At 55.8% G+C, this 18078-nt stretch carries 16 protein-coding genes; 10 read left to right on the top strand and 6 right to left on the bottom strand.

Annotated features, from left to right (window positions below; translation table 11 throughout):
• Positions 1–265: 265 nt before the first annotated feature.
• From choV to DSM25558_RS20200, 3 genes are all read right to left on the bottom strand, one after another.
• A complete protein-coding gene (gene choV, locus DSM25558_RS20210) occupies positions 266–1312 on the bottom strand; it encodes a choline ABC transporter ATP-binding protein (RefSeq protein ID WP_077106485.1) in 1047 nt (348 codons plus the stop codon).
• Positions 1309–2160 (bottom strand): choline ABC transporter permease subunit, encoded by an 852-nt coding sequence (gene choW / locus DSM25558_RS20205; RefSeq protein ID WP_077106484.1) that lies wholly within the window; start codon positions 2158–2160, stop codon positions 1309–1311. The genes choV and choW overlap by 4 nt, the downstream gene beginning before the upstream one ends.
• A gap of 91 nt (positions 2161–2251) precedes the next feature.
• Entirely contained in the window at positions 2252–3211 is a 960-nt protein-coding gene (locus tag DSM25558_RS20200) for a choline ABC transporter substrate-binding protein (protein WP_077106483.1), read from the bottom strand.
• Positions 3212–3442: 231 nt separating this feature from the next.
• Here DSM25558_RS20200 and DSM25558_RS20195 point away from each other — a divergent pair, with 231 nt between their 5' ends.
• The 3 genes from DSM25558_RS20195 to DSM25558_RS20185 all read left to right on the top strand — a co-directional run bounded on the left by DSM25558_RS20195 (position 3443) and on the right by DSM25558_RS20185 (position 6585).
• Positions 3443–4021: a thymidine kinase gene (locus tag DSM25558_RS20195; protein ID WP_077106482.1), complete on the top strand. Its 579-nt coding sequence runs from the start codon at positions 3443–3445 to the stop codon at positions 4019–4021.
• Positions 4022–4169: 148 nt separating this feature from the next.
• Positions 4170–5192, top strand: a complete 1023-nt coding sequence (locus DSM25558_RS20190) for a hypothetical protein (protein WP_077106481.1) — start codon at positions 4170–4172, stop codon at positions 5190–5192.
• Positions 5193–5415: 223 nt separating this feature from the next.
• A complete protein-coding gene (locus DSM25558_RS20185; RefSeq protein ID WP_077106480.1) occupies positions 5416–6585 on the top strand; it encodes a DUF2333 family protein in 1170 nt (389 codons plus the stop codon).
• Between the two features lie 30 nt (positions 6586–6615).
• Here the strand turns inward: DSM25558_RS20185 and DSM25558_RS20180 are convergent, their stop codons facing one another.
• Complete coding sequence (locus tag DSM25558_RS20180; RefSeq protein ID WP_077106479.1) at positions 6616–7332, bottom strand: helix-turn-helix transcriptional regulator; 717 nt, start codon at positions 7330–7332, stop codon at positions 6616–6618.
• A 652-nt stretch (positions 7333–7984) separates the two neighbouring features.
• Here DSM25558_RS20180 and DSM25558_RS20175 point away from each other — a divergent pair.
• Entirely contained in the window at positions 7985–10135 is a 2151-nt protein-coding gene (locus DSM25558_RS20175) for a TonB-dependent hemoglobin/transferrin/lactoferrin family receptor (protein WP_371480283.1), read from the top strand.
• Positions 10136–10189: 54 nt separating this feature from the next.
• Here the strand turns inward: DSM25558_RS20175 and DSM25558_RS20170 are convergent, their stop codons facing one another.
• Entirely contained in the window at positions 10190–11044 is an 855-nt protein-coding gene (locus DSM25558_RS20170; RefSeq protein ID WP_077106517.1) for an extensin-like domain-containing protein, read from the bottom strand.
• A gap of 266 nt (positions 11045–11310) precedes the next feature.
• Between DSM25558_RS20170 and DSM25558_RS20165 the strand changes: the two genes are divergently transcribed.
• From DSM25558_RS20165 to queF, 6 genes are all read left to right on the top strand, one after another.
• A complete protein-coding gene (locus DSM25558_RS20165) occupies positions 11311–13500 on the top strand; it encodes an anthranilate synthase (RefSeq protein WP_077106477.1) in 2190 nt (729 codons plus the stop codon).
• A gap of 69 nt (positions 13501–13569) precedes the next feature.
• A complete protein-coding gene (locus DSM25558_RS20160) occupies positions 13570–14274 on the top strand; it encodes a TIGR02117 family protein (protein WP_077106476.1) in 705 nt (234 codons plus the stop codon).
• Between the two features lie 76 nt (positions 14275–14350).
• Complete coding sequence (locus tag DSM25558_RS20155; RefSeq protein ID WP_077106475.1) at positions 14351–14986, top strand: LysE family translocator; 636 nt, start codon at positions 14351–14353, stop codon at positions 14984–14986.
• A 186-nt stretch (positions 14987–15172) separates the two neighbouring features.
• Positions 15173–15712: a glyoxalase superfamily protein gene (locus DSM25558_RS20150; protein WP_077106474.1), complete on the top strand. Its 540-nt coding sequence runs from the start codon at positions 15173–15175 to the stop codon at positions 15710–15712.
• A gap of 146 nt (positions 15713–15858) precedes the next feature.
• Positions 15859–16776 (top strand): cation diffusion facilitator family transporter, encoded by a 918-nt coding sequence (locus DSM25558_RS20145; RefSeq protein ID WP_077106473.1) that lies wholly within the window; start codon positions 15859–15861, stop codon positions 16774–16776.
• A 3-nt stretch (positions 16777–16779) separates the two neighbouring features.
• Complete coding sequence (queF, locus tag DSM25558_RS20140) at positions 16780–17244, top strand: preQ(1) synthase (RefSeq protein ID WP_077106472.1); 465 nt, start codon at positions 16780–16782, stop codon at positions 17242–17244.
• Between the two features lie 19 nt (positions 17245–17263).
• On the opposite strand, the gene DSM25558_RS20135 is transcribed toward queF, so the two are convergent.
• A complete protein-coding gene (locus DSM25558_RS20135) occupies positions 17264–18019 on the bottom strand; it encodes a DUF2076 domain-containing protein (protein ID WP_077106471.1) in 756 nt (251 codons plus the stop codon).
• Positions 18020–18078 lie beyond the last annotated feature (59 nt).

The following is an 18078-nucleotide window of genomic DNA, read 5'->3' as shown; positions in this document are numbered from 1 at the left end:
GGAATTTCCGTAGAATTTTTTGTCGAAAATTAGTCGATAGTGGTATTCCAAACTCCAATCGTCAGAATGGAAATGCGGCCACGCGATTTTCGGCCCTTCGTGCCGTTCCCCTAAATTTCGCACTCTGCTGGGAGAATTGGGAAGGCAGTCTTACAGATTTTTGCCCGCCGAAATCGTATGTGGCAATCTGCCGTTGTAGCGGATTGGTGGACATATCCGATATTATCAAGGTTTACGGCTGCGATTCCACTCGCAGCCGCTCCTGCTATTTTCGCCTGTGGCGTGTCAAACCGCGAACGACGTCGTCTGCGGAAACCGTGCCGACAACGGAGCCATTGTCGACAATGCCGATGGCCCCAGGCTGCTTTGCAAGTGCATCCAGAATGTCGACCAGTGGCGAGCTGGGTCGCGCCGTGCCTGATACAGACAGCCCGGCGTTTTCAGCCGTCACGCCCGGGCGCATCACGTCTGCTGCCGTCAGCATGGTGATGGGGTTCATGTTCTGCACGAAATCCGCCACATATTGATTGGACGGATTTTTCACGATCTCCTGCGGCGTTCCGCACTGGATGATGTGTCCGCCATCCATCATCGCGATCCGGTTGCCGATCCGGAATGCTTCATCGAGATCGTGGCTGACGAACAGGATCGTCTTTTTCAGGCGGCTCTGGAATTCCAGAAGCTCATCCTGAAGGCGGCTGCGGATGAGGGGGTCGAGCGCCGAGAACGGCTCATCCATCAGCAGGATCGGCGCGCCGGTGGCAAAGGCTCTGGCCAGTCCAACACGCTGCTGCATGCCGCCCGAGAGTTCACCGACTTTGCGGTTTGCCCAGTCCGAGAGATTGACGAGTTCGAGCTGTTCGGCCACGCGCTTCTTGCGCTCGGCATCGGGCATTCCTGAAAGTTCGAGACCGAACCCGACATTGTCAGCCACATTGCGCCATGGCAGCAACCCGAATTGCTGGAACACCATGGAAACCGTGTGGGTACGAAGATCCCGCAGTGTCTTTGCCGAGGTTTTGTACGGATCGATATAACCCGACGTCGTTTTGACGCTGACGTTGCCACGGACGACCGGAGCAAGGCGGTTGACCGCGCGCAGAAGCGTCGATTTCCCCGAACCGGAAAGCCCCATCAAAACGAGGATTTCCCCTTCTTTCACCGTCAGCGAGGCATTTGCTACGCCGAGCACAAGGCCGGTTTCCGTATTGATTTCCGCTCTGGTTCTGCCAGCATCTATCAGTGGGAGTGCAGGGGTGGGATTGCTGCCGAAGACGATATCGACGTTTTCAAAGGTGATTGCGTCACTCATCCCTCATCCTCCGAGCCGGGTAAGCGGAAAAGACGGTCGAGGATGATCGCCACGATGACGATGCAAAGCCCGGCCTCGAAGCCCATGGCGATATTGACTGTGTTCAAAGCCCTCACCACCGGCACGCCAAGGCCGTTCGCACCCACGAGCGCCGAAATGACCACCATGGATAGAGACAGCATGATCGTCTGTGTCAGCCCGGCCATGATCTGTGGCGTGGCAAACGGCAGTTCGACTTTTCGCAGCACCTGAGATGGTGTTGCACCAAATGCCACGGCCGCTTCAACGAGGGCAGGCGGCGTGGAAATGATGCCAAGGCGGGTTAGGCGGATGGGTGCCGGCAGGGCAAAGATGACCGTTGCAATCAGCCCCGGCACCATGCCCAAGCCGAACAGCACGAGTGCCGGAATGAGGTAGACGAATGTCGGAATCGTCTGCATCAAATCCAGTGCAGGCCGCATGAAGGCGTAGACCCATTTGCGCCGTGCAGCGAGAATGCCGAGCGGAACACCAACGGCCATGCAAACCGCGCTGGCGGCGAGAACGAGAGCCAGAGTTTCCGTCGTCGCCTTCCAGTAGCCAAGGTTGATGATGAGCAGCAAGCCGAGCGCCGTAAACAACGGCATGCCGATGGACCGGCGCAGCCAAGCTGAAAGCCCCGTCAGCAGGGCGACGATGATGAGTGGATGCGGTGCTTGTAAAACATAGAGAACAGCGTCGATGACGCTTTCGAAAATAAAGGATAGCCAATCAAAGAAAAAAGAAAGATTTCCGGTTAACCAGTCGACGGCCTCTTTGGCATATCGACCGATCGGTAAACGATTTTGAGAAGCGCTGAGCCATTCCACGGTAAGAGCAAACCTTTCGTGAACGGAGTCGTGATCGTCTTCCGACCGCTGATGGGGTCGGAAGACGGGTTCAATGCAGAGACGTCAACGGCTAGAGGCCGATATTCTTCTTTGCAGCGGCCAGCGCATCCTCGCTGCCGTCTTTGGTCTTGACGCCTGCAAGCCATGGTTCGATTGCCGCTGGATTTGCCTTCAACCATTCGGTGGCTGCGGCTTCACCCTCGGTGCCATCATTGAGGATTTTGCCCATGATTTCATTTTCCATGGGCAGCGTGAATTGCAGGTTTTTGAGGAAGGTGCCGACATTCGGGCATTCCTGCAAATAACCGGCACGGACGTTGGTGTAGATTGTTGCGCCGCCGAGGTTCGGGCCGAAGACGTCATCGCCGCCGGTCAGATAGGTCAGTTTGAAATTGGAGTTCATCGGGTGGGGTTCCCAGCCGAGGAAGACGATGGGATCGCCGGATTTTTCGGCGCGGGCAACCTGCGCCAGCATGCCCTGTTCGGACGATTCCACGACCTGGAAGTCTTTCAGCCCGAATGTGCCTTTTTCGACCATTCCCAGAATCAGGCGGTTGCCGTCATTGCCAGGCTCGATGCCGTAAATCTTGCCGCTCAGCTTGTCGCTTTGGGCCGCAATGTCCTTGAAATCCTTGATGCCCAGTTCGGCACCCTTGGCGTTGGTCGCCAGTGTGTATTTCGCGCCAGTCAGGTTTTCGCGCACCGTTTCCACGGATTTGTCGTCGCGGTAGGCTTTGATATCGCCTTCCATCGTCGGCATCCAATTGCCGAGGAAAACGTCAATATCCTTGTTTTTCAGGGAGGTGTAAGTCACGGGAACCGAGAGGATTTTTACATCCGTCTGGTAGCCCAGGCTTTTCAAAATAACGGAAGCGGTGGCCGTGGTGGCCGTAATATCGGTCCAGCCCACATCGGAGAACCGGACCGTTCCGCAACTGGCGGGTTCTGCGGCAGAGGCGGCATTGGTGAAGAGGGCCATTGCAGAAACTGCTGCGGCAAGGGCCAGACAGCGGTGATTTTTTGCAAGCATTGCTTACTCCCTGTTTTTTTAAGTTCCCTAACCATTATCAATATCTTCGACGCACAATCAACTCATGCGCATTTGCGTGGATTGTGGTGCGGTTTGCGACACGGTTCATAAAGTTTGTGCAGTGCACCACGAATGCGCGGATTGCGAAAGCTGTGTTTTTCGTCGTCCCGCTCTTGCCCTTGGCACCGCCCACCCTGCAAAAGGCCTGCAACACAGGACCCGGAGGGCATGATGGCCAAGCTCTATTTCAATTATGCGGCAATGAATGCCGGGAAATCCACCATGCTGTTGCAGGCGTCCTATAATTACCACGAGCGCGGCATGCGCACACTCATCTTTACGGCGGCCTTCGATAGTCGCGCCGGTGTCGGCAAGGTTGCGTCCCGCATTGGCCTGTCTTCCGATGCGCTGGTGTTCGATAACACGACGGATATCTTCTCGGAAGTGCAGCGGCTGCATGCCGAAGAGCCGGTTGCCTGCGTCTTCATCGATGAGGCCAATTTCCTGTCGGAGCATCACGTCTGGCAACTGGCCAGCATTGCCGATGCCCTGGGTATTCCGGTCATGGCTTATGGTTTGCGCACGGATTTTCAGGGCAAGCTTTTCCCGGCATCAAAGGAACTGCTGGCCATTGCCGATGAGCTGCGCGAAATCCGCACCATCTGCCACTGCGGACGCAAGGCCTCCATGGTCGCCCGTTTCGATTCAGAGGGTAACGTCGTCAAGGAAGGTGCGCAGATCGATGTCGGTGGCAATGAAAAATATGTGTCCTTCTGCCGCCGTCATTGGGTCGAAGCTGTGAAGGGCTGAAGCGAATTGGCGCGTGAGAGACTGGGTGCAGAGATCAGCAAACTCGAACTCTGAATGCCACTTCATTACATCTCTCGCATTGAGAAAAGGTCGCGCATATTTATATGGGTGGCCTTTTGCCATCAATCGATTCGGGGGACGATGTTTCATGGCGAGATTGCCGTCTTTTGACAGTGAAATCGAGCAGGCAAGAGCCGACGCGATTGCTGTGCAAAATCTGTCATCGCTGATGGCTCAGACCCTGGTGGTGGTTCCAGAAGGAACCTCGGAAGAGGCCTTCATACCGCAAACCGCTCAATTTGCCGAATTGCAGATATTGGAAGCAAAATTCCAGGATCGTATCCTGGCATTCGTCAATGGTATTGGTGTGCGAACCGACGCCGCCTATGCGGCCTTCGACAGGGTCGATGACGTCACGCGTTCCGAGAAATTCTTTTCATTTTTCAAGCGACGGGCGGTCGGTTCCTTCAAGACCGTGCGTGCGCGAAAGCTGGTCATTGCCGATAGCTTGAACGCAATTCTTCTGGAGGCTGCCGTCGTTCACGGCTTGCTTCAGGCCCGGAAAGAGCAGGCAACAGCGTTGCGCTCCACAGTCGAGCCAAACCTTGTTACCAGCATGGAAACTCGCCGCGGCATTGTTTCTGACATGGATGAGGCGAGACAAAAGGACAAGGCGCTTGCCGCTTCGCTGGCCACGCTTCAACGCAAGATCAGTGATGCGCGGGACGAGACTCGTCTGGATCAGTGGAAAGCCGAGGAAGCGGAAGCCGCAGCACAGCGCGAGACGGTGTTGTCGGAGCGCAAGAGGCTGAACGCCCGGCACGAGGTATTGAATCATCAGGCTATCCTGCTGGTCAATGTGATCGATTTACTGAATGACGAAATTTCCATGCACGCGCTGCTGCTCAATAAACTCAACATCGAGGCTGAGCGGTGCATCCATCTTTATGACGCGGCGTTCGGTTCGCTGGAGCCGCTTTTGGCGGATGCTCAGTCCCAGTCCCCCACCGCAGAAGGGGACGAAGCGCCTATGCCGCTTGGCATTTTCGACGAGCTTTTGACCCTGCATGGTCAGGGGTTCGTTACTTTGCAGGATATCCAGACACGAAAACACCGGGCAGACGAAGCGCTTCTTCGCCGCCGCGAGCTCACGTCCAGTGCGGCTGGCTGAACAAGCATTGCGGGAAATCTCGCCCTCATCCGTTGTATCGGGGACAGTGGCACCATATGTGAAAGGCAGCCTGTCCGCAGTGCCGGTTGGGCGGTCTTGTCGCGCTGGGGTGTCATACGCTGTTTACATGCGTAGGGGACGCTCCCGCCAGTGAAGTCAGGCATGGGCTCTTCTGACAATCAATGATGATTGCAGGGGTCTATTCGCTAAGGAGAGTTGAACGATGCTCGATCCGGTTATCGCGTTTTTCAAGCGCATTTTCGCAGCGCTTGGAAGAGGTGCCTCTCTCGTGATCGCTTGGCTGTTCTGGCCTTTCCGTGCCGGACATGGCTGGTACAAGAACCGCGACGGTTTCATCAAGGTTCCCCTTGCCGCAGTGCTGGTGCTGTTCGTTGGCCTTTATGGCTATTTCTTCTGGCAAACGCAGGTTTGGACGAACTTCAATCCAGACTACGTCAATGATTACAAGTTCTCTGAACGCACATTGGGTGCAGGTCAGGAACTGCCAGCTCCGGCCCCGACTGCGGCCGCACCTTCGGCATCCTCCACTGAACCGGCTCCCGCTGTTGCTGCCGCCAAAAGCTGCCAAAGTTCTGCGATCGTCGATGTGTCTGCGGGCCTCATCGATTATAACGTCGATCAGAACGCATGGATTTCATCGATGCTGCTGTATCGCCTAGGTCTGTTCGGCATGGACTGGGATAGCACGCCGTTTCTGGATAACAAGGCGTCGTTCCAGCGCGGTGTCAACCAGGCTGTGCGCCGCACATCGGTGGAGCTGGTCGACTCGCTTGGTCGCGTTCGTGGCACCTCTGGTGTCGATGGCAATCTGCAGAGCGCACGCGGCAATCTTCAGTTCGATGAATATTCCTGGTATTTCGGTCTCAACCCGTTTGGCCCGAAGACGCCGAGCCCGAGCTATTATCGTTCGGCGGCGGAAAGCCTTCGCAAATTCAACGCCAGTCTCTCGCAGTGCAATTCCGTCTTCGATGGTCGCGCCGACAACCTTATCCAGTTCATCGACCGCATCGCCAACGACATAGGCGGAACTTCCGCCATCCTGCGCGAGCGTTCTGAAAACTACAATGGCGGCTGGTTCGACACCCGGGCGGATGACCGCTTCTGGTTCGCCTATGGTCAGCTCTACGGTTACTACGGCATTCTCGCTGCCGCTGGTGACGATTTCTCGCAGGTTATCCGCGAACGCAACCTGACCAGCCTGTGGAACGACACGCTGTCGCAGACACGTGCGGCTCTGCGCATTCAGCCGATGATTATTTCCAACGGTGATGAAGGCGGATGGATCATGCCGTCGCACCTGGCGACCATGGGCTTTTATGTTCTGAGAGTGCGTTCGAACCTCGTCGAACTGAGGTCCGTGCTGGACCGCTGATCAGACCGGCTGGCACGTCGTGAGGCAGTGTCAGCCGATCAGCTTCAAGCGGATAGACTTGGCCACGAGTTGCGTGCGGTTGACGCAATCGAGTTTGCGGATCGCGTTGTTCAGATAGGCATTGATCGTGTGGTCGGAGAGCGACAGGATCTTGCCGATCTCTGCCGATGTCTTGCCTTGTGAAGTCCAGTGAATGACTTCGAGTTCCCGCTTCGTCAGCATACGCGGCGCGACCATTTCTGACCGGCGCATCTGCTCGTAAGCGTCGAAAGCATGAAGAGCGATCATCCCGATTTCATTCAGCGCAATCTGAGACGGAAGATCGCATTTGCCGTCGAACCGCATCAGATGACGGTCGCCGTTCAACGAATTCGTTGGAATGATAAGGCCGTTGGCAATGCCGAACTGGTTCAGCAGTTCAACGATTGGCAAAACTTCCGGCTGTCCCGTATCGAGGTCACTCAATGACCAGGATTGCGGCATGACGGAATGCTTTATCTTCGGCAGCACAGGGCAGAGGCCGAGCAAACGCATCTCATCGAACTCGCGAACGAAGCGGATCGGCAGCGTTGTCTCAACGAGAGCGGTGGCAAGAAGCTGTTCTTCCGGACGCGGAACCCGCATCAGACTTGCATAGGAGTATCCGAACTCTTTTGCCACGCCCTGAACAACCTGCATCCAACGAGGACGGCTGTCGGCAGCCGATATCTCCTGACTCAGTATCGATTGTCGTTCGAGCGTAATCATCAGTGGTTTCGTTCATGAGGAAACTAATATGTTAACGGTGAGAAATATACCAATTCCCCGGAAATTCCACCCTTTATTTTGAGTGTAGTTCCTCGTTAACGACTTTAATTGCAGGGGTTTTGCTTCGAATCGAGGTGGCGAGAATGACGGTTTTTGCGTGTTTTGCGCTTTCGATAACCGGAATCATCGAATTTTCTAAAATAATCGCTCAAAGTGCCGGAAAATATGGTCTTGTCGGGCCTATTTCTTCGAAATTCACCATTAATCGAAGAATATTCAAATTTCCTATTTTTGATTGCAACCTGTGATGCGTAGAGAGGCGTTTGCGTTCTAGGCAGCGTTTGTCACATTTCTGCAACGCAACATAAGCGCGCTAAAGGTGATATTAAAAATCATGTTTTATTAATTGACTCCAATACTCATGTTTTATAGTTCTCTGCCCACGGCGGGGCCGTAAAAATTAAGGGTATTTATCAAGCCACATTGCGACGGCACCTCGTGTTGCCGCGTGCTTTTGTGCGCTTGCATTCAGGGGGTTACGATGACAATCCGAGGTTCTCAATCCGCGTTGCTGGTCTGCACAGCCATGGTCCTTCTAACAACGAATCCTACGGCGTATGCTCAGGATGCCTCCGCGTCCGGCGATAGCACGGTGCTGGAACGGATCGTGGTGAAGGGCAAGAGGGTCACTCCTGGAAGCGTGGCGGATACTCCGCTGGCCACGGAGACGACTGCAACACAAATAGCGCGAAAGCAAATTACCAGCATTGCCGATCTAGGTCGTACGCAGGAGCCCGGCGTTTCGTTCAACCGCTCGACTGGGTCTGTCAACATTCGCGGGCTCGAAGATTCCCGTGTCCTGACGACCGTGGACGGCATCCCTCTGACCTTTCTTTCGGATGCAACGAGAAGCGCGACGGGCGGTCTCGATACATTTGATTTCTCATCACTTTCTGCAGTTGATGTCGTCCGCGGCGCGGATTCCAGTCGAGCAGGCCCGGGTGCCCTCGGCGGTGTACTGGCAATCCGCACGCTGGAGCCACAAGACCTAATTGGCGAGGGACGCAATTGGGGTGGAATCACCAAGTTTACCTATGACAGTATGGATCGAAGCTTCACACCATCTGCGGCAGTTGCCTCCAAAATAGAAAATACCTCCATTCTATTTCAGGGGTCTTATAAAAAGGGCCATGAACGCGACAATCAGGGAACCGTCGATAGTTATAGCACCACTCGAACCAAGGCCGATCCGTCAGACTACAATCAGTATAATCTTCTGTTCAAGCTGCGCCAGGAGCTTGATGGAGGCCATATGATAGGGCTTACGGCCGAACGCTTCTATCTAGACAAGGATATTGATCCCCGTACGCTTTTGTCAGCGACTGGAAATTACAGACCCGGAAATTACACAGGGGATGAAGGATCTGAGCGCGATCGTGTTTCGCTCGATTACAAGTATGAGGCAATCGCATCAGATGCGTTGCTGGATGCAGCCACTGCATCTTTGTACTGGCAGAAGCAGGTCAAGATAAACGGCTACGATGCCACACGGTTTCCCACGGCCTCCAACACGCTCGTAGGTCCGATCACACGCTCGAACGATTATGAGCAGAACGGTTTCGGACTGATCGGTACGGCTGAAAAAAACTTTACGACGGGTGATCTCAGCCATCGTTTCGTCTTTGGTTACGACCTTTATACGGGATTTGCCGAGCAATATTCTGAGGGTATTGATAATTGCTCAACCATTCTGCCTAGACCGTCAGCCTGCTCTAACCTCCATACCAATCAGGCCGATACGCCGAAGGTCGACACTAACCGTATTGGCTTTTACCTCGATGATCTTATCGAATTCGGTTCAAGTGGTTTTTCGCTTAATCCAGGTGTCCGATTTGACTGGGTCGAGCATACACCCAAGATGACAGCCGAATTTGCGCGTAATGCCAGCAATCCGAGTTTCCCAAATGGTTTCAGTGACACTGCTATTTCGCCGAAAATCCGCGCGAGCTACGATGTAAATGACCAGATGGAAGTTTACGGACAGTGGGCCATGGGATTCCGCGCGCCCACCAGCGGTGAACTTTATGCGTCGTTTGGTGGGCCAGGCACATATCTACGCGCAGGAAACCCCAACCTGGAATCGGAGACCAGCAATGGTTTTGAGGTCGGCACCAAGCTCGGTAGCGACGATTTTGGCGGGCGGATCAATCTCTTCTACAATCGCTACAACAACTTCATCGAAACCAGAGACCTTACCGTAGCCGATCAGATAGCGGCAGGCATCAATCCAGCACTTTACCCACGTGGTGTGACGCGCAGCGTAAATATAGACCGCGCACGTATCTACGGCGCAGAAGTTTCTGCCCACAAGCGCTTCGATAACGGTTTCGGTCTCAAAGCAGGGCTTGCCTATGCCAACGGTAAAAACCTTGATGACGGCTCGTTCCTGAAGTCTGTCGCCCCGCTTAAGGTGGTGATCGGCACGTCCTATGATCAGGAAACCTGGGGCATCGGTCTGGACTGGATCGGAGTGAGAGAAGCCCGGGGTCAGACGATTACCGCTATTGCTGGCCCTACAAGCAGCATTACCTATCTGAAAACACCTGGATACGGTATCGTCGATCTAACGGCGTGGTGGGAGCCGGAACAGGCCAAGGGTTTGAAAATAAATACCGGTATCTATAACGTCTTTGACAAGACTTATTACGATTACTCGACAGCGCGCACCGGTGGCACTCAGCCGATGGCCTATTATTCCGAGCCTGGACGCAGCTTCAAGATTTCTTTGACCAAAACATTCTGATCAGAGTTGGTTGATCAAACAATGGCGGAGCCTCAAGCTCCGCCATTTTCTGTTTCACCGGCAGTACAAATATCCGCCCTTGCGTTCCAGAACATCCAGATGCAGGTGGTCCTGGTGGGTGGCGTCGCTGCCGGGGGAGAGGACGGTGCGGAAGAAGAGGCAGGCGGCGGTGGTGATGGTGCGCTGGAAAGCGCCTTCCATGGTGCCGTCTTCGCCGCGTGGCTTCATCACCAACGGTTCGCCCTTGTCGAACGTCATGGTCGCGATATCCACCGCGCTGCCTTTGGCGTGCTCGGAAATCTTGCCGGTTTCTGCGCTGTTGCGGTTGCGGCAGACATAGGTCGAGGCATTGCCGAAGGCGGTAACGTTTTTGCCGGGAAGCGCAATTTTTGCCGTAGGCACCACGACGTTCTTGGTCCAGCGCGAGAGCGCAAGGGCTGCTTCACACCGCATCGTGCCTTCCGGTTCCAGCTTTATACCGGGGATCACCGTCGATAGCTCCATAGGCGAAGCGATGCCGCAGCCGTCCTCTTCGCCAGGTATGGGTGGAAGCTCCTTGAACTCGGCACCCAGTTCTTTCAGTTCGCTAAGGCAGGCCTTCAGCTCTTCGGGGTTTTCTGCCTTTACCGGCTCTCTTGGTGGCTCTTCCGGCTTTTTCTCTTCTTCTTTTTTGGGTTCATCCGTTTTTGCCGCGGGTGCGGGTTTTTCTTCGGGCTTTGGCACGGTGTTCTCTGCGGGCGGTTGAGCAGGCTGCTGCCCGTCCTTTTTCGTTTCCGCAGGTGCAGGCGTTGGCGTTGGCGTCGTGTCCTGCTGTTCCGGTTTGGGTTGCGGCACCGGCACATCCTGTGGCGGTTGCGAGGCGGCGATCAGCAGCGCGCTGGCTGCGACTATCATGAGACGATGAAGCATGTGACCGTTCGTTCCCCCGTTGCGGCAGACCCACAACGTTTCAACAGTCTTTCGGTTCAAATCCGCTTGCCATCGCCCGCGCTTGCGGCTAACAATTTGCACCATGAACACACAGTCGAAGAACATTGCAATCTGGTGGTGGGGCAGCTTTACGCGGCCTTGAGCACCCATGTCCTTTGACTAAGTCCAAGCCGCCCGAATTTTCAGGCGGCTTTTTTGTTATTATGCCGCCTGTCATCGGGCTTTAGAAACGGGAAGCGGAATAGATGGTAACGATTATTCAGGATGACGGGTCGGAAACTTACGAGACCAGAGGCGGCGTCAAAGTCACGCGCCAGCGCCGTGCTGCCGACTATGCAACGGCTATCGACAGCTATGTAACCGGCCTCGATGAACGTCGTGGCGCAGTGTTTTCATCCAATTACGAATATCCCGGTCGCTACACGCGTTGGGACACGGCCATCATCGATCCGCCGCTCGGCATTTCCTGTTTCGGCCGCACCATGTGGATCGAAGCCTATAATGGTCGCGGCGAAGCGCTGCTGACGTTTATCACGCAAAAGCTGAAAACGACGCCGGATCTGACGCTTGGCACGTCCACCGCCCGCCGTCTGGACCTAGTCGTGAACGAGCCCGACCGCGTCTTCACCGAGGAAGAGCGCTCGAAGATACCAACCGTCTTCACGGCGCTGCGCGCCATCGTTGATCTGTTTTATTCCAGCGCTGATGCGGCCATCGGTCTGTTCGGCGCGTTTGGTTATGATCTGGCCTTCCAGTTCGATGCCATCAAGCTTTCGCTGGAACGCCCGGAAGATCAGCGCGATATGGTGCTGTTTCTGCCGGATGAAATTCTCGTGGTGGATCACCACTCGGCAAAGGCCTGGATCGATCGCTATGACTTCGAAAAGGACGGCGTAACAACGCATGGCAAGACGCAGGACATCGCGCCAGAGCCGTTCGTGAAGACGGACACCATTCCGCCGCGCGGCGATCATCACCCCGGCGAATATTCCGAACTGGTGACGAAAGCCAAGGAAAGCTTCCGTCGTGGCGACCTGTTCGAGGTCGTGCCAGGACAGAAGTTCATGGAGCGTTGCGACAGCAATCCCTCGGCCATCTCGCGCCGTTTGAAAGCCATTAATCCGTCGCCATATTCCTTCTTCATCAATCTTGGCCATCAGGAATATCTGGTCGGCGCATCGCCGGAAATGTTCGTGCGCGTCTCCGGTCGGCGCATCGAGACATGCCCGATTTCCGGCACCATCAAGCGTGGTGAAGACCCGATTGCCGATAGCGAGCAGATTCTCAAGCTGCTGAATTCCAAGAAGGACGAATCCGAACTGACGATGTGTTCGGATGTGGACCGCAACGACAAAAGCCGCGTGTGCGAGCCGGGCTCGGTTAAGGTCATCGGTCGTCGCCAGATCGAGATGTATTCACGCCTCATCCACACCGTGGACCATATCGAAGGCCGCTTGCGCGATGACATGGACGCGTTTGACGGGTTCCTGTCCCACGCCTGGGCGGTTACCGTAACAGGTGCGCCAAAACTCTGGGCCATGCGCTTTATTGAAGCCCACGAAAAGAGCTCGCGCGTTTGGTATGGCGGTGCCATCGGCATGGTTGGCTTCAACGGCGATATGAACACCGGCATGACCTTGCGCACCATCCGCATCAAGGACGGTATTGCTGAAGTGCGGGCAGGGGCAACGTTGCTCAACGATTCCAACCCGCAGGAAGAAGAAGCCGAAACCGAACTGAAGGCATCCGCCATGATTTCAGCCATCCGTGATGCGAAGGGCCAGAACTCCGCGGCAACGCAGCGGGATTCGGCCAAGGTTGGCACCGGCGTCAAAATTCTGCTGGTGGACCACGAAGACAGCTTCGTGCACACGCTGGCCAACTACTTCCGCCAGACGGGCGCAACCGTTTCGACGGTACGTTCGCCGGTGGCGGCGGAAGTATTCGACCGCTTTCAGCCGGACCTCGTCGTCCTGTCTCCCGGACCCGGTAACCCCAGCGATTTCGATTGCAAGGCGACGATCAAGGCGGCTCGTTCCCGCGATCTGCCGATCTTCGGTGTGTGCCTTGGGCTGCAAGCGCTGGCGGAAGCCTATGGCGGTGAGCTTCGCCATCTGGCCATCCCCATGCACGGCAAGCCATCGCGTATCCGCGTGCTGGAACCCGGTCTGGTCTTCTCCGGCCTCGGCAAGGAGGTGACGGTTGGTCGTTACCATTCCATCTTTGCCGATCCGACGACGCTTCACCGCGACTTTATCATCACTGCGGAAAGCGAAGACGGCACGATCATGGGCATCGAGCATTCCAAGGAACCGGTTGCGGCAGTTCAGTTCCACCCGGAATCGATCATGACGCTGGGCGGTGATGCCGGCATGCGGATGATCGAAAACGTGGTCACGCATCTTGTGCGCAAGGCAAAGACCAAAGCCGCCTGAGCGGCGCGACAACGACCGGCGGCGTTATGAAACGCCGCCGTTTTCCATAAGCCGCGCAGGTGATGCAGAGTGAAGATTTTCAAATATCTATGCATCGCCGTGGCCTTGATTGTCGCGAGCCTTGGTGCTGGCACCTTGCTGCCAAAGCCGTTCACCCGCAATCATTCGACAGTCGTGGATGACACGTCCCATCGGGTCCTTGTACTCAGCAATCCCATCCACACCGATATCGCTCTTCCTGTCGACGCAGAGCTGCTGGCGCAATTCGCGTTTCTGCGCGATGGAAATCTCGAGATCGATGATCCCGGTGTTCGCTACCTCGTTTTCGGTTGGGGTGGGCGGGCCTTCTACACGCAGACACCGACATGGGCCGATCTGAAGCCGATTCCCCTGCTCAAAGGCCTGACGCTCGACAATTCGGTCATGCATGTCGCTCTTGCCGGAGATATCCCCGTCACGGATGCCAGTGTCACGTCACTTGATCTTTCGGGCGATGAGCACCGAAAGCTGGTCGATTTCATCGTCGGCAGCTTTGCTTATTCGCAGGAAAAGCCCATTCCGCTTCTGGGGCAATCATACGGTCGAGACGACGCATTTTTCGAAGCCGAAGGGTATTTCAACGCGCTGGTCGGCTGCAACACATGGACGGCAGCGGCCCTGCGGTATGCGGGTTTGCAAACCGGATGGTGGACACCGTTGCCGCCGCTTCTTACGGCCTCGCTGCGGATGCATAATGATGCCAGCACATTTTCCGTTGCCGTTCCCACGCCTTGAGATGTGGGAATTGACAAAATCAATCCAACTGCCTTAATCGGCTGATTAATTTGGCTTTTTTGTTTGCAGGGCGGTAATGATCGATTTCCATCAGCTTTTACTGGTTTACATCGCTTATATTATCGCCGTGGCTAGCCCCGGCCCCAGCAACATGACCATCATGGGCATAGCTATGAGCCGAGGGCGGGCACCGGCCATCGTTTTGGCAATCGGCGTCATCACGGGTTCGCTGTTCTGGGCAACACTGACGGCCACCGGCCTCTCTGCTGTTTTGGCGACCTACGCCAATGCGCTGTTTTTCATCAAGATCGCCGGTGGATTTTATCTGCTCTATCTGGCCTATAAATCCGCCCGCTCGGCCTTTTCACCTGCCGTGCCTCAAACGGTCTTGCAGGAGGCTCCGGTTGGCCGGGCTGAATATCTGCAACTCTATCGTCGTGGATTGCTGCTGCATTTGACCAACCCCAAGGCCATTCTCGGCTGGATAGCCATCATGTCCCTCGGGTTGAAGCCCGACGCGGGAGCATCGACCCTCGCTGCCATCATCGGCGGCTGTGGGCTGCTGGGTGTCACCATTTTCTGTGGCTATGCCCTCCTGTTTTCAACTGCGCCTGCAATCCGCATCTATCAGCGCGCCAAGCGGTATATCGAAACCGTGCTGGCATTGTTTTTCGGTTTTGCGGGTATCAAGTTGCTGCTGACGCGGGTGTGATGCGACTTTCCCTCACCATGAAACTGCGGTAAAATGCGGAAGGCCGAATACAGCCTGCCGCTCGCGCCGTTACAGGTAAGGTGAATGTATTCCGTAACACGCTTTCAAACGTCCACCGTTGATGAGCGAAGGTGTCGGCAAGGCGAGCACTGACGATCCGATCGCTCCACAGGAAGGACGTATGATATGCGTGATTTTCTCGACGCAAAGGCGATGGCGCGTGCGCTCAAAGCCGCCTTGATTGAAGACGAGATCGACATTTCCCACTCCCGTTCGCTGGAAATCGTTGCGCGACAATTTGGCTTCGATAACTGGAATGTTCTGGCCGCGAAAATTGCTGCACGTGATGAGCAGCCAATCCGGTTTACGCGGGTCTGCCCCATTATCCGCATATTCGATGAAGCCAAGGCGCGTGAATTTTACGTCGGCTTTCTCGGTTTTTCGGTGGATTGGGAACATCGCTTCGGAGATAATTTTCCGCTGTATATGCAGGTTTCCAGAGCAGGACTTTCTCTTCACCTCAGCGGACATCACGGCGATGCGACGCCGGGCTCGAATGTCTTCGTGAACATATCCGGTGTTGAAGCATACCAGCGTGAGCTAACGGTCAAGGACTACACCTTCATGAAGCCGGGCGTGGAGAAATTACCGTGGGGTTTGCAGATGCAGGTCACCGATCCCTTTAGCAATCGCATCCGATTTTGCGAACAAAGCGAGCAGCATTAAGTTTCTTCCTGACCTCTTGACCTCGCCACCACTTTAAATCATAGAGGCCGCACATATGAACCGCCTGCTTGGAACCTCCGAGCGGGCGGTTCATGCGTTTTAGGGTCCAATTCTGCAATTCATTCGCAACCGCATGGAGACAGGTCATGAACGAACAGGGTAACGCGCTCGTCAGGAAGCTTGCTTTCTGGGGTATCCCGTTTTCCATTACGGTGCTTTGCCTGAAGCTGTTGGCATGGTGGGTCACAGGTTCGGTTGCGCTGTTGTCGGATGGTCTGGAATCCACGGTCAACGTGGTCGCGGCCTTTATCGCCTATTTCGTCATTCGCTATGCGCAAAAGCCTGCCGATGACGACCACCAGTTTGGCCACCACAAGGCGGAATATCTGTCTGCTGTTGTCGAGGGCGTACTGATCGTCGTTGCGGCGCTTCTGATCGTGAACGAGGCATGGAGCGGCCTTATGGCTCCGCGCTTGCCGGATGCGCCAGCGCTAGGCCTTGCCATCAATGCTTTTGCCGGCATCCTCAATGGCATCTGGGCAACGGTGCTGATCCGGGTTGGAAAGAAGCACTCCTCGCCAGCACTTCTGGCAGATGGTCATCACATCATGTCGGATGTCGTCACCTCGGGTGGCGTTCTGATCGGCCTCGTTCTGGCGATTTTGACCGGCTATGCCATTCTCGATCCGGTTCTGGCTATCGTCGTTGCCATCAATATCCTGTTTCAGGGCTCAAAGGTTATCCTGCATTCGCTGGGTGGCTTGATGGACCGTGCGGTGGAGCCGGAGGAGGATGAGGCGATCAAGAAGGCGATTGCGGAAAATTCCGCTGGCCTGCTGGGTGTGCACGACCTGAAGACCCGAAGGGCAGGGGCCGTCGCCTTTATCGATTTCCACGTTGTCGTTCCCTCGGCTATGTCGGTCAGGGCGGCACATGATATTTGCGACCGGCTGGAAGATGCCATAAGACATGCCGTGCCCGGTGCCGTGCTGGCCATTCACGTGGAGCCTGAAAGCGAACAGGCACATGGCGTTCGGGTTGAGTTTCAAGAAACAGGAGTTTGAACCATGTCAGTCACTGATGTTTCCGGCCTGTCACAACTGGGCGCGCAAGTCGCAGCCCCCGAAAGCCCGGAACAGGCTGTTCTGGAAAAAGTACCGAACGGCAATGCTGGCACGGATTATGTGGTGCGCTTCACCGCGCCGGAATTCACGTCGCTGTGCCCGATGACCGGCCAGCCGGATTTCGCCCATATCGTCATTGATTATATTCCGGGTGAGTTCCTGGTGGAATCCAAGTCGCTGAAGCTGTTCCTGCATGCCTTCCGCAATCACGGTGCGTTCCACGAGGATTGCTCGGTCTACATCGCCAAGCGGCTGGTGGATCTGCTAGCGCCCAAATGGCTGCGCATCGGCGCTTACTGGTATCCGCGCGGCGGCATTCCCATCGATGTCTTTTGGCAGACAGGCGCGCCACCCGAAGGCGTCTGGCTGCCGGAGCAGGGCGTCGCGACCTATCGTGGCCGCGGCTGACCCCAATCACATATAGAGTTTAGGCGATAGAATCTCCGTCGCCTGAATCAAAATCGGCATCATCACTGCTGTCGTCGTAATCTGCCTGTTGCAGATTGTCGTTATTGCCAGCGTCCTGTTGTGGCTTTTCGTCATCCCCGTAGTAGTTGTTGATGACGGTTTCTTCGACCGGTGCGTTGGCACCGGTCGCACCGCCCAAGGCAGAACCCCAGCCGGATGAGGCAACGTGGTTCGAGAAGATGCCGCTCAGCGAATTGGCCAGCAACATGCCACCAGCAACACCCGCCGCCGCGCCCAGCGCACCTTGCAGAAAACCGCCGCTGCCACCGGGGCGTGCGAATGCGGAGGGCTGCTGGTTGGTCCATGGCCCACTGGGCTGCTGCGGAGCATCGTTTGTGCGGCCCCACGGTCCCGGTGCCTGACCGGATGTATCATTTCGATAAGTCTGCGCGGGAGCAGGCGTCGGTGCTGGCGCTTGCTGCTGACCACCGCCGAAAATCGAGCTGAGGAAGCCACCTTGTTGCGCCTGTTGTGGCGCGCCGTTTCCGCTTTCGAGCTGGCGGATACGCTCTTCCAGCTGGCTAATATGCGCCGCTGCGGCTTCAAGCCCTTTTTCCTGAACGATCACGGCCTGCGCCAGATAATAAGGTGAGGCGGGCTGGTCTCGGACCGCCTGATTGATCAGCGCTTCCGCTTCCGCATCGCGCGGGGTGGAGGATGCGGATTTGACCCTGTCGAACAGGGATTTCAGCAGTTGGGTTTCTTCTGGTGACATCGGTAGCCTCCTTGGCGTGTCGAGAAACGCACACCAAGGACGTAGGGTTCAATTCCGGC

It is taken from the genome of Agrobacterium sp. DSM 25558 (assembly GCF_900100825.1).
Lineage (GTDB): Bacteria > Pseudomonadota > Alphaproteobacteria > Rhizobiales > Rhizobiaceae > Agrobacterium.
Note: the sequence above shows the minus strand (reverse complement) of the source record. Positions and strands in the feature narration are given on the sequence as shown.

Excerpts from the sequence above, each read along its gene's own strand:
- DSM25558_RS20155 (WP_077106475.1), top strand. The coding sequence starts at position 14,351 with ATGATCGATTTCCATCAGCTTTTACTGGTTTACATCGCTTATATTATC.
- DSM25558_RS20165 (WP_077106477.1), top strand. The coding sequence starts at position 11,311 with ATGGTAACGATTATTCAGGATGACGGGTCGGAAACTTACGAGACCAGA.
- DSM25558_RS20200 (WP_077106483.1), bottom strand. The coding sequence starts at position 3,211 with ATGCTTGCAAAAAATCACCGCTGTCTGGCCCTTGCCGCAGCAGTTTCT.
- DSM25558_RS20190 (WP_077106481.1), top strand. The coding sequence starts at position 4,170 with ATGGCGAGATTGCCGTCTTTTGACAGTGAAATCGAGCAGGCAAGAGCC.
- DSM25558_RS20185 (WP_077106480.1), top strand. The coding sequence starts at position 5,416 with ATGCTCGATCCGGTTATCGCGTTTTTCAAGCGCATTTTCGCAGCGCTT.
- choV (WP_077106485.1), bottom strand. The coding sequence starts at position 1,312 with ATGAGTGACGCAATCACCTTTGAAAACGTCGATATCGTCTTCGGCAGC.
- DSM25558_RS20150 (WP_077106474.1), top strand. The coding sequence starts at position 15,173 with ATGCGTGATTTTCTCGACGCAAAGGCGATGGCGCGTGCGCTCAAAGCC.
- DSM25558_RS20135 (WP_077106471.1), bottom strand. The coding sequence starts at position 18,019 with ATGTCACCAGAAGAAACCCAACTGCTGAAATCCCTGTTCGACAGGGTC.
- DSM25558_RS20180 (WP_077106479.1), bottom strand. The coding sequence starts at position 7,332 with ATGATTACGCTCGAACGACAATCGATACTGAGTCAGGAGATATCGGCT.
- DSM25558_RS20170 (WP_077106517.1), bottom strand. The coding sequence starts at position 11,044 with ATGCTTCATCGTCTCATGATAGTCGCAGCCAGCGCGCTGCTGATCGCC.
- DSM25558_RS20195 (WP_077106482.1), top strand. The coding sequence starts at position 3,443 with ATGGCCAAGCTCTATTTCAATTATGCGGCAATGAATGCCGGGAAATCC.
- DSM25558_RS20145 (WP_077106473.1), top strand. The coding sequence starts at position 15,859 with ATGAACGAACAGGGTAACGCGCTCGTCAGGAAGCTTGCTTTCTGGGGT.
- queF (WP_077106472.1), top strand. The coding sequence starts at position 16,780 with ATGTCAGTCACTGATGTTTCCGGCCTGTCACAACTGGGCGCGCAAGTC.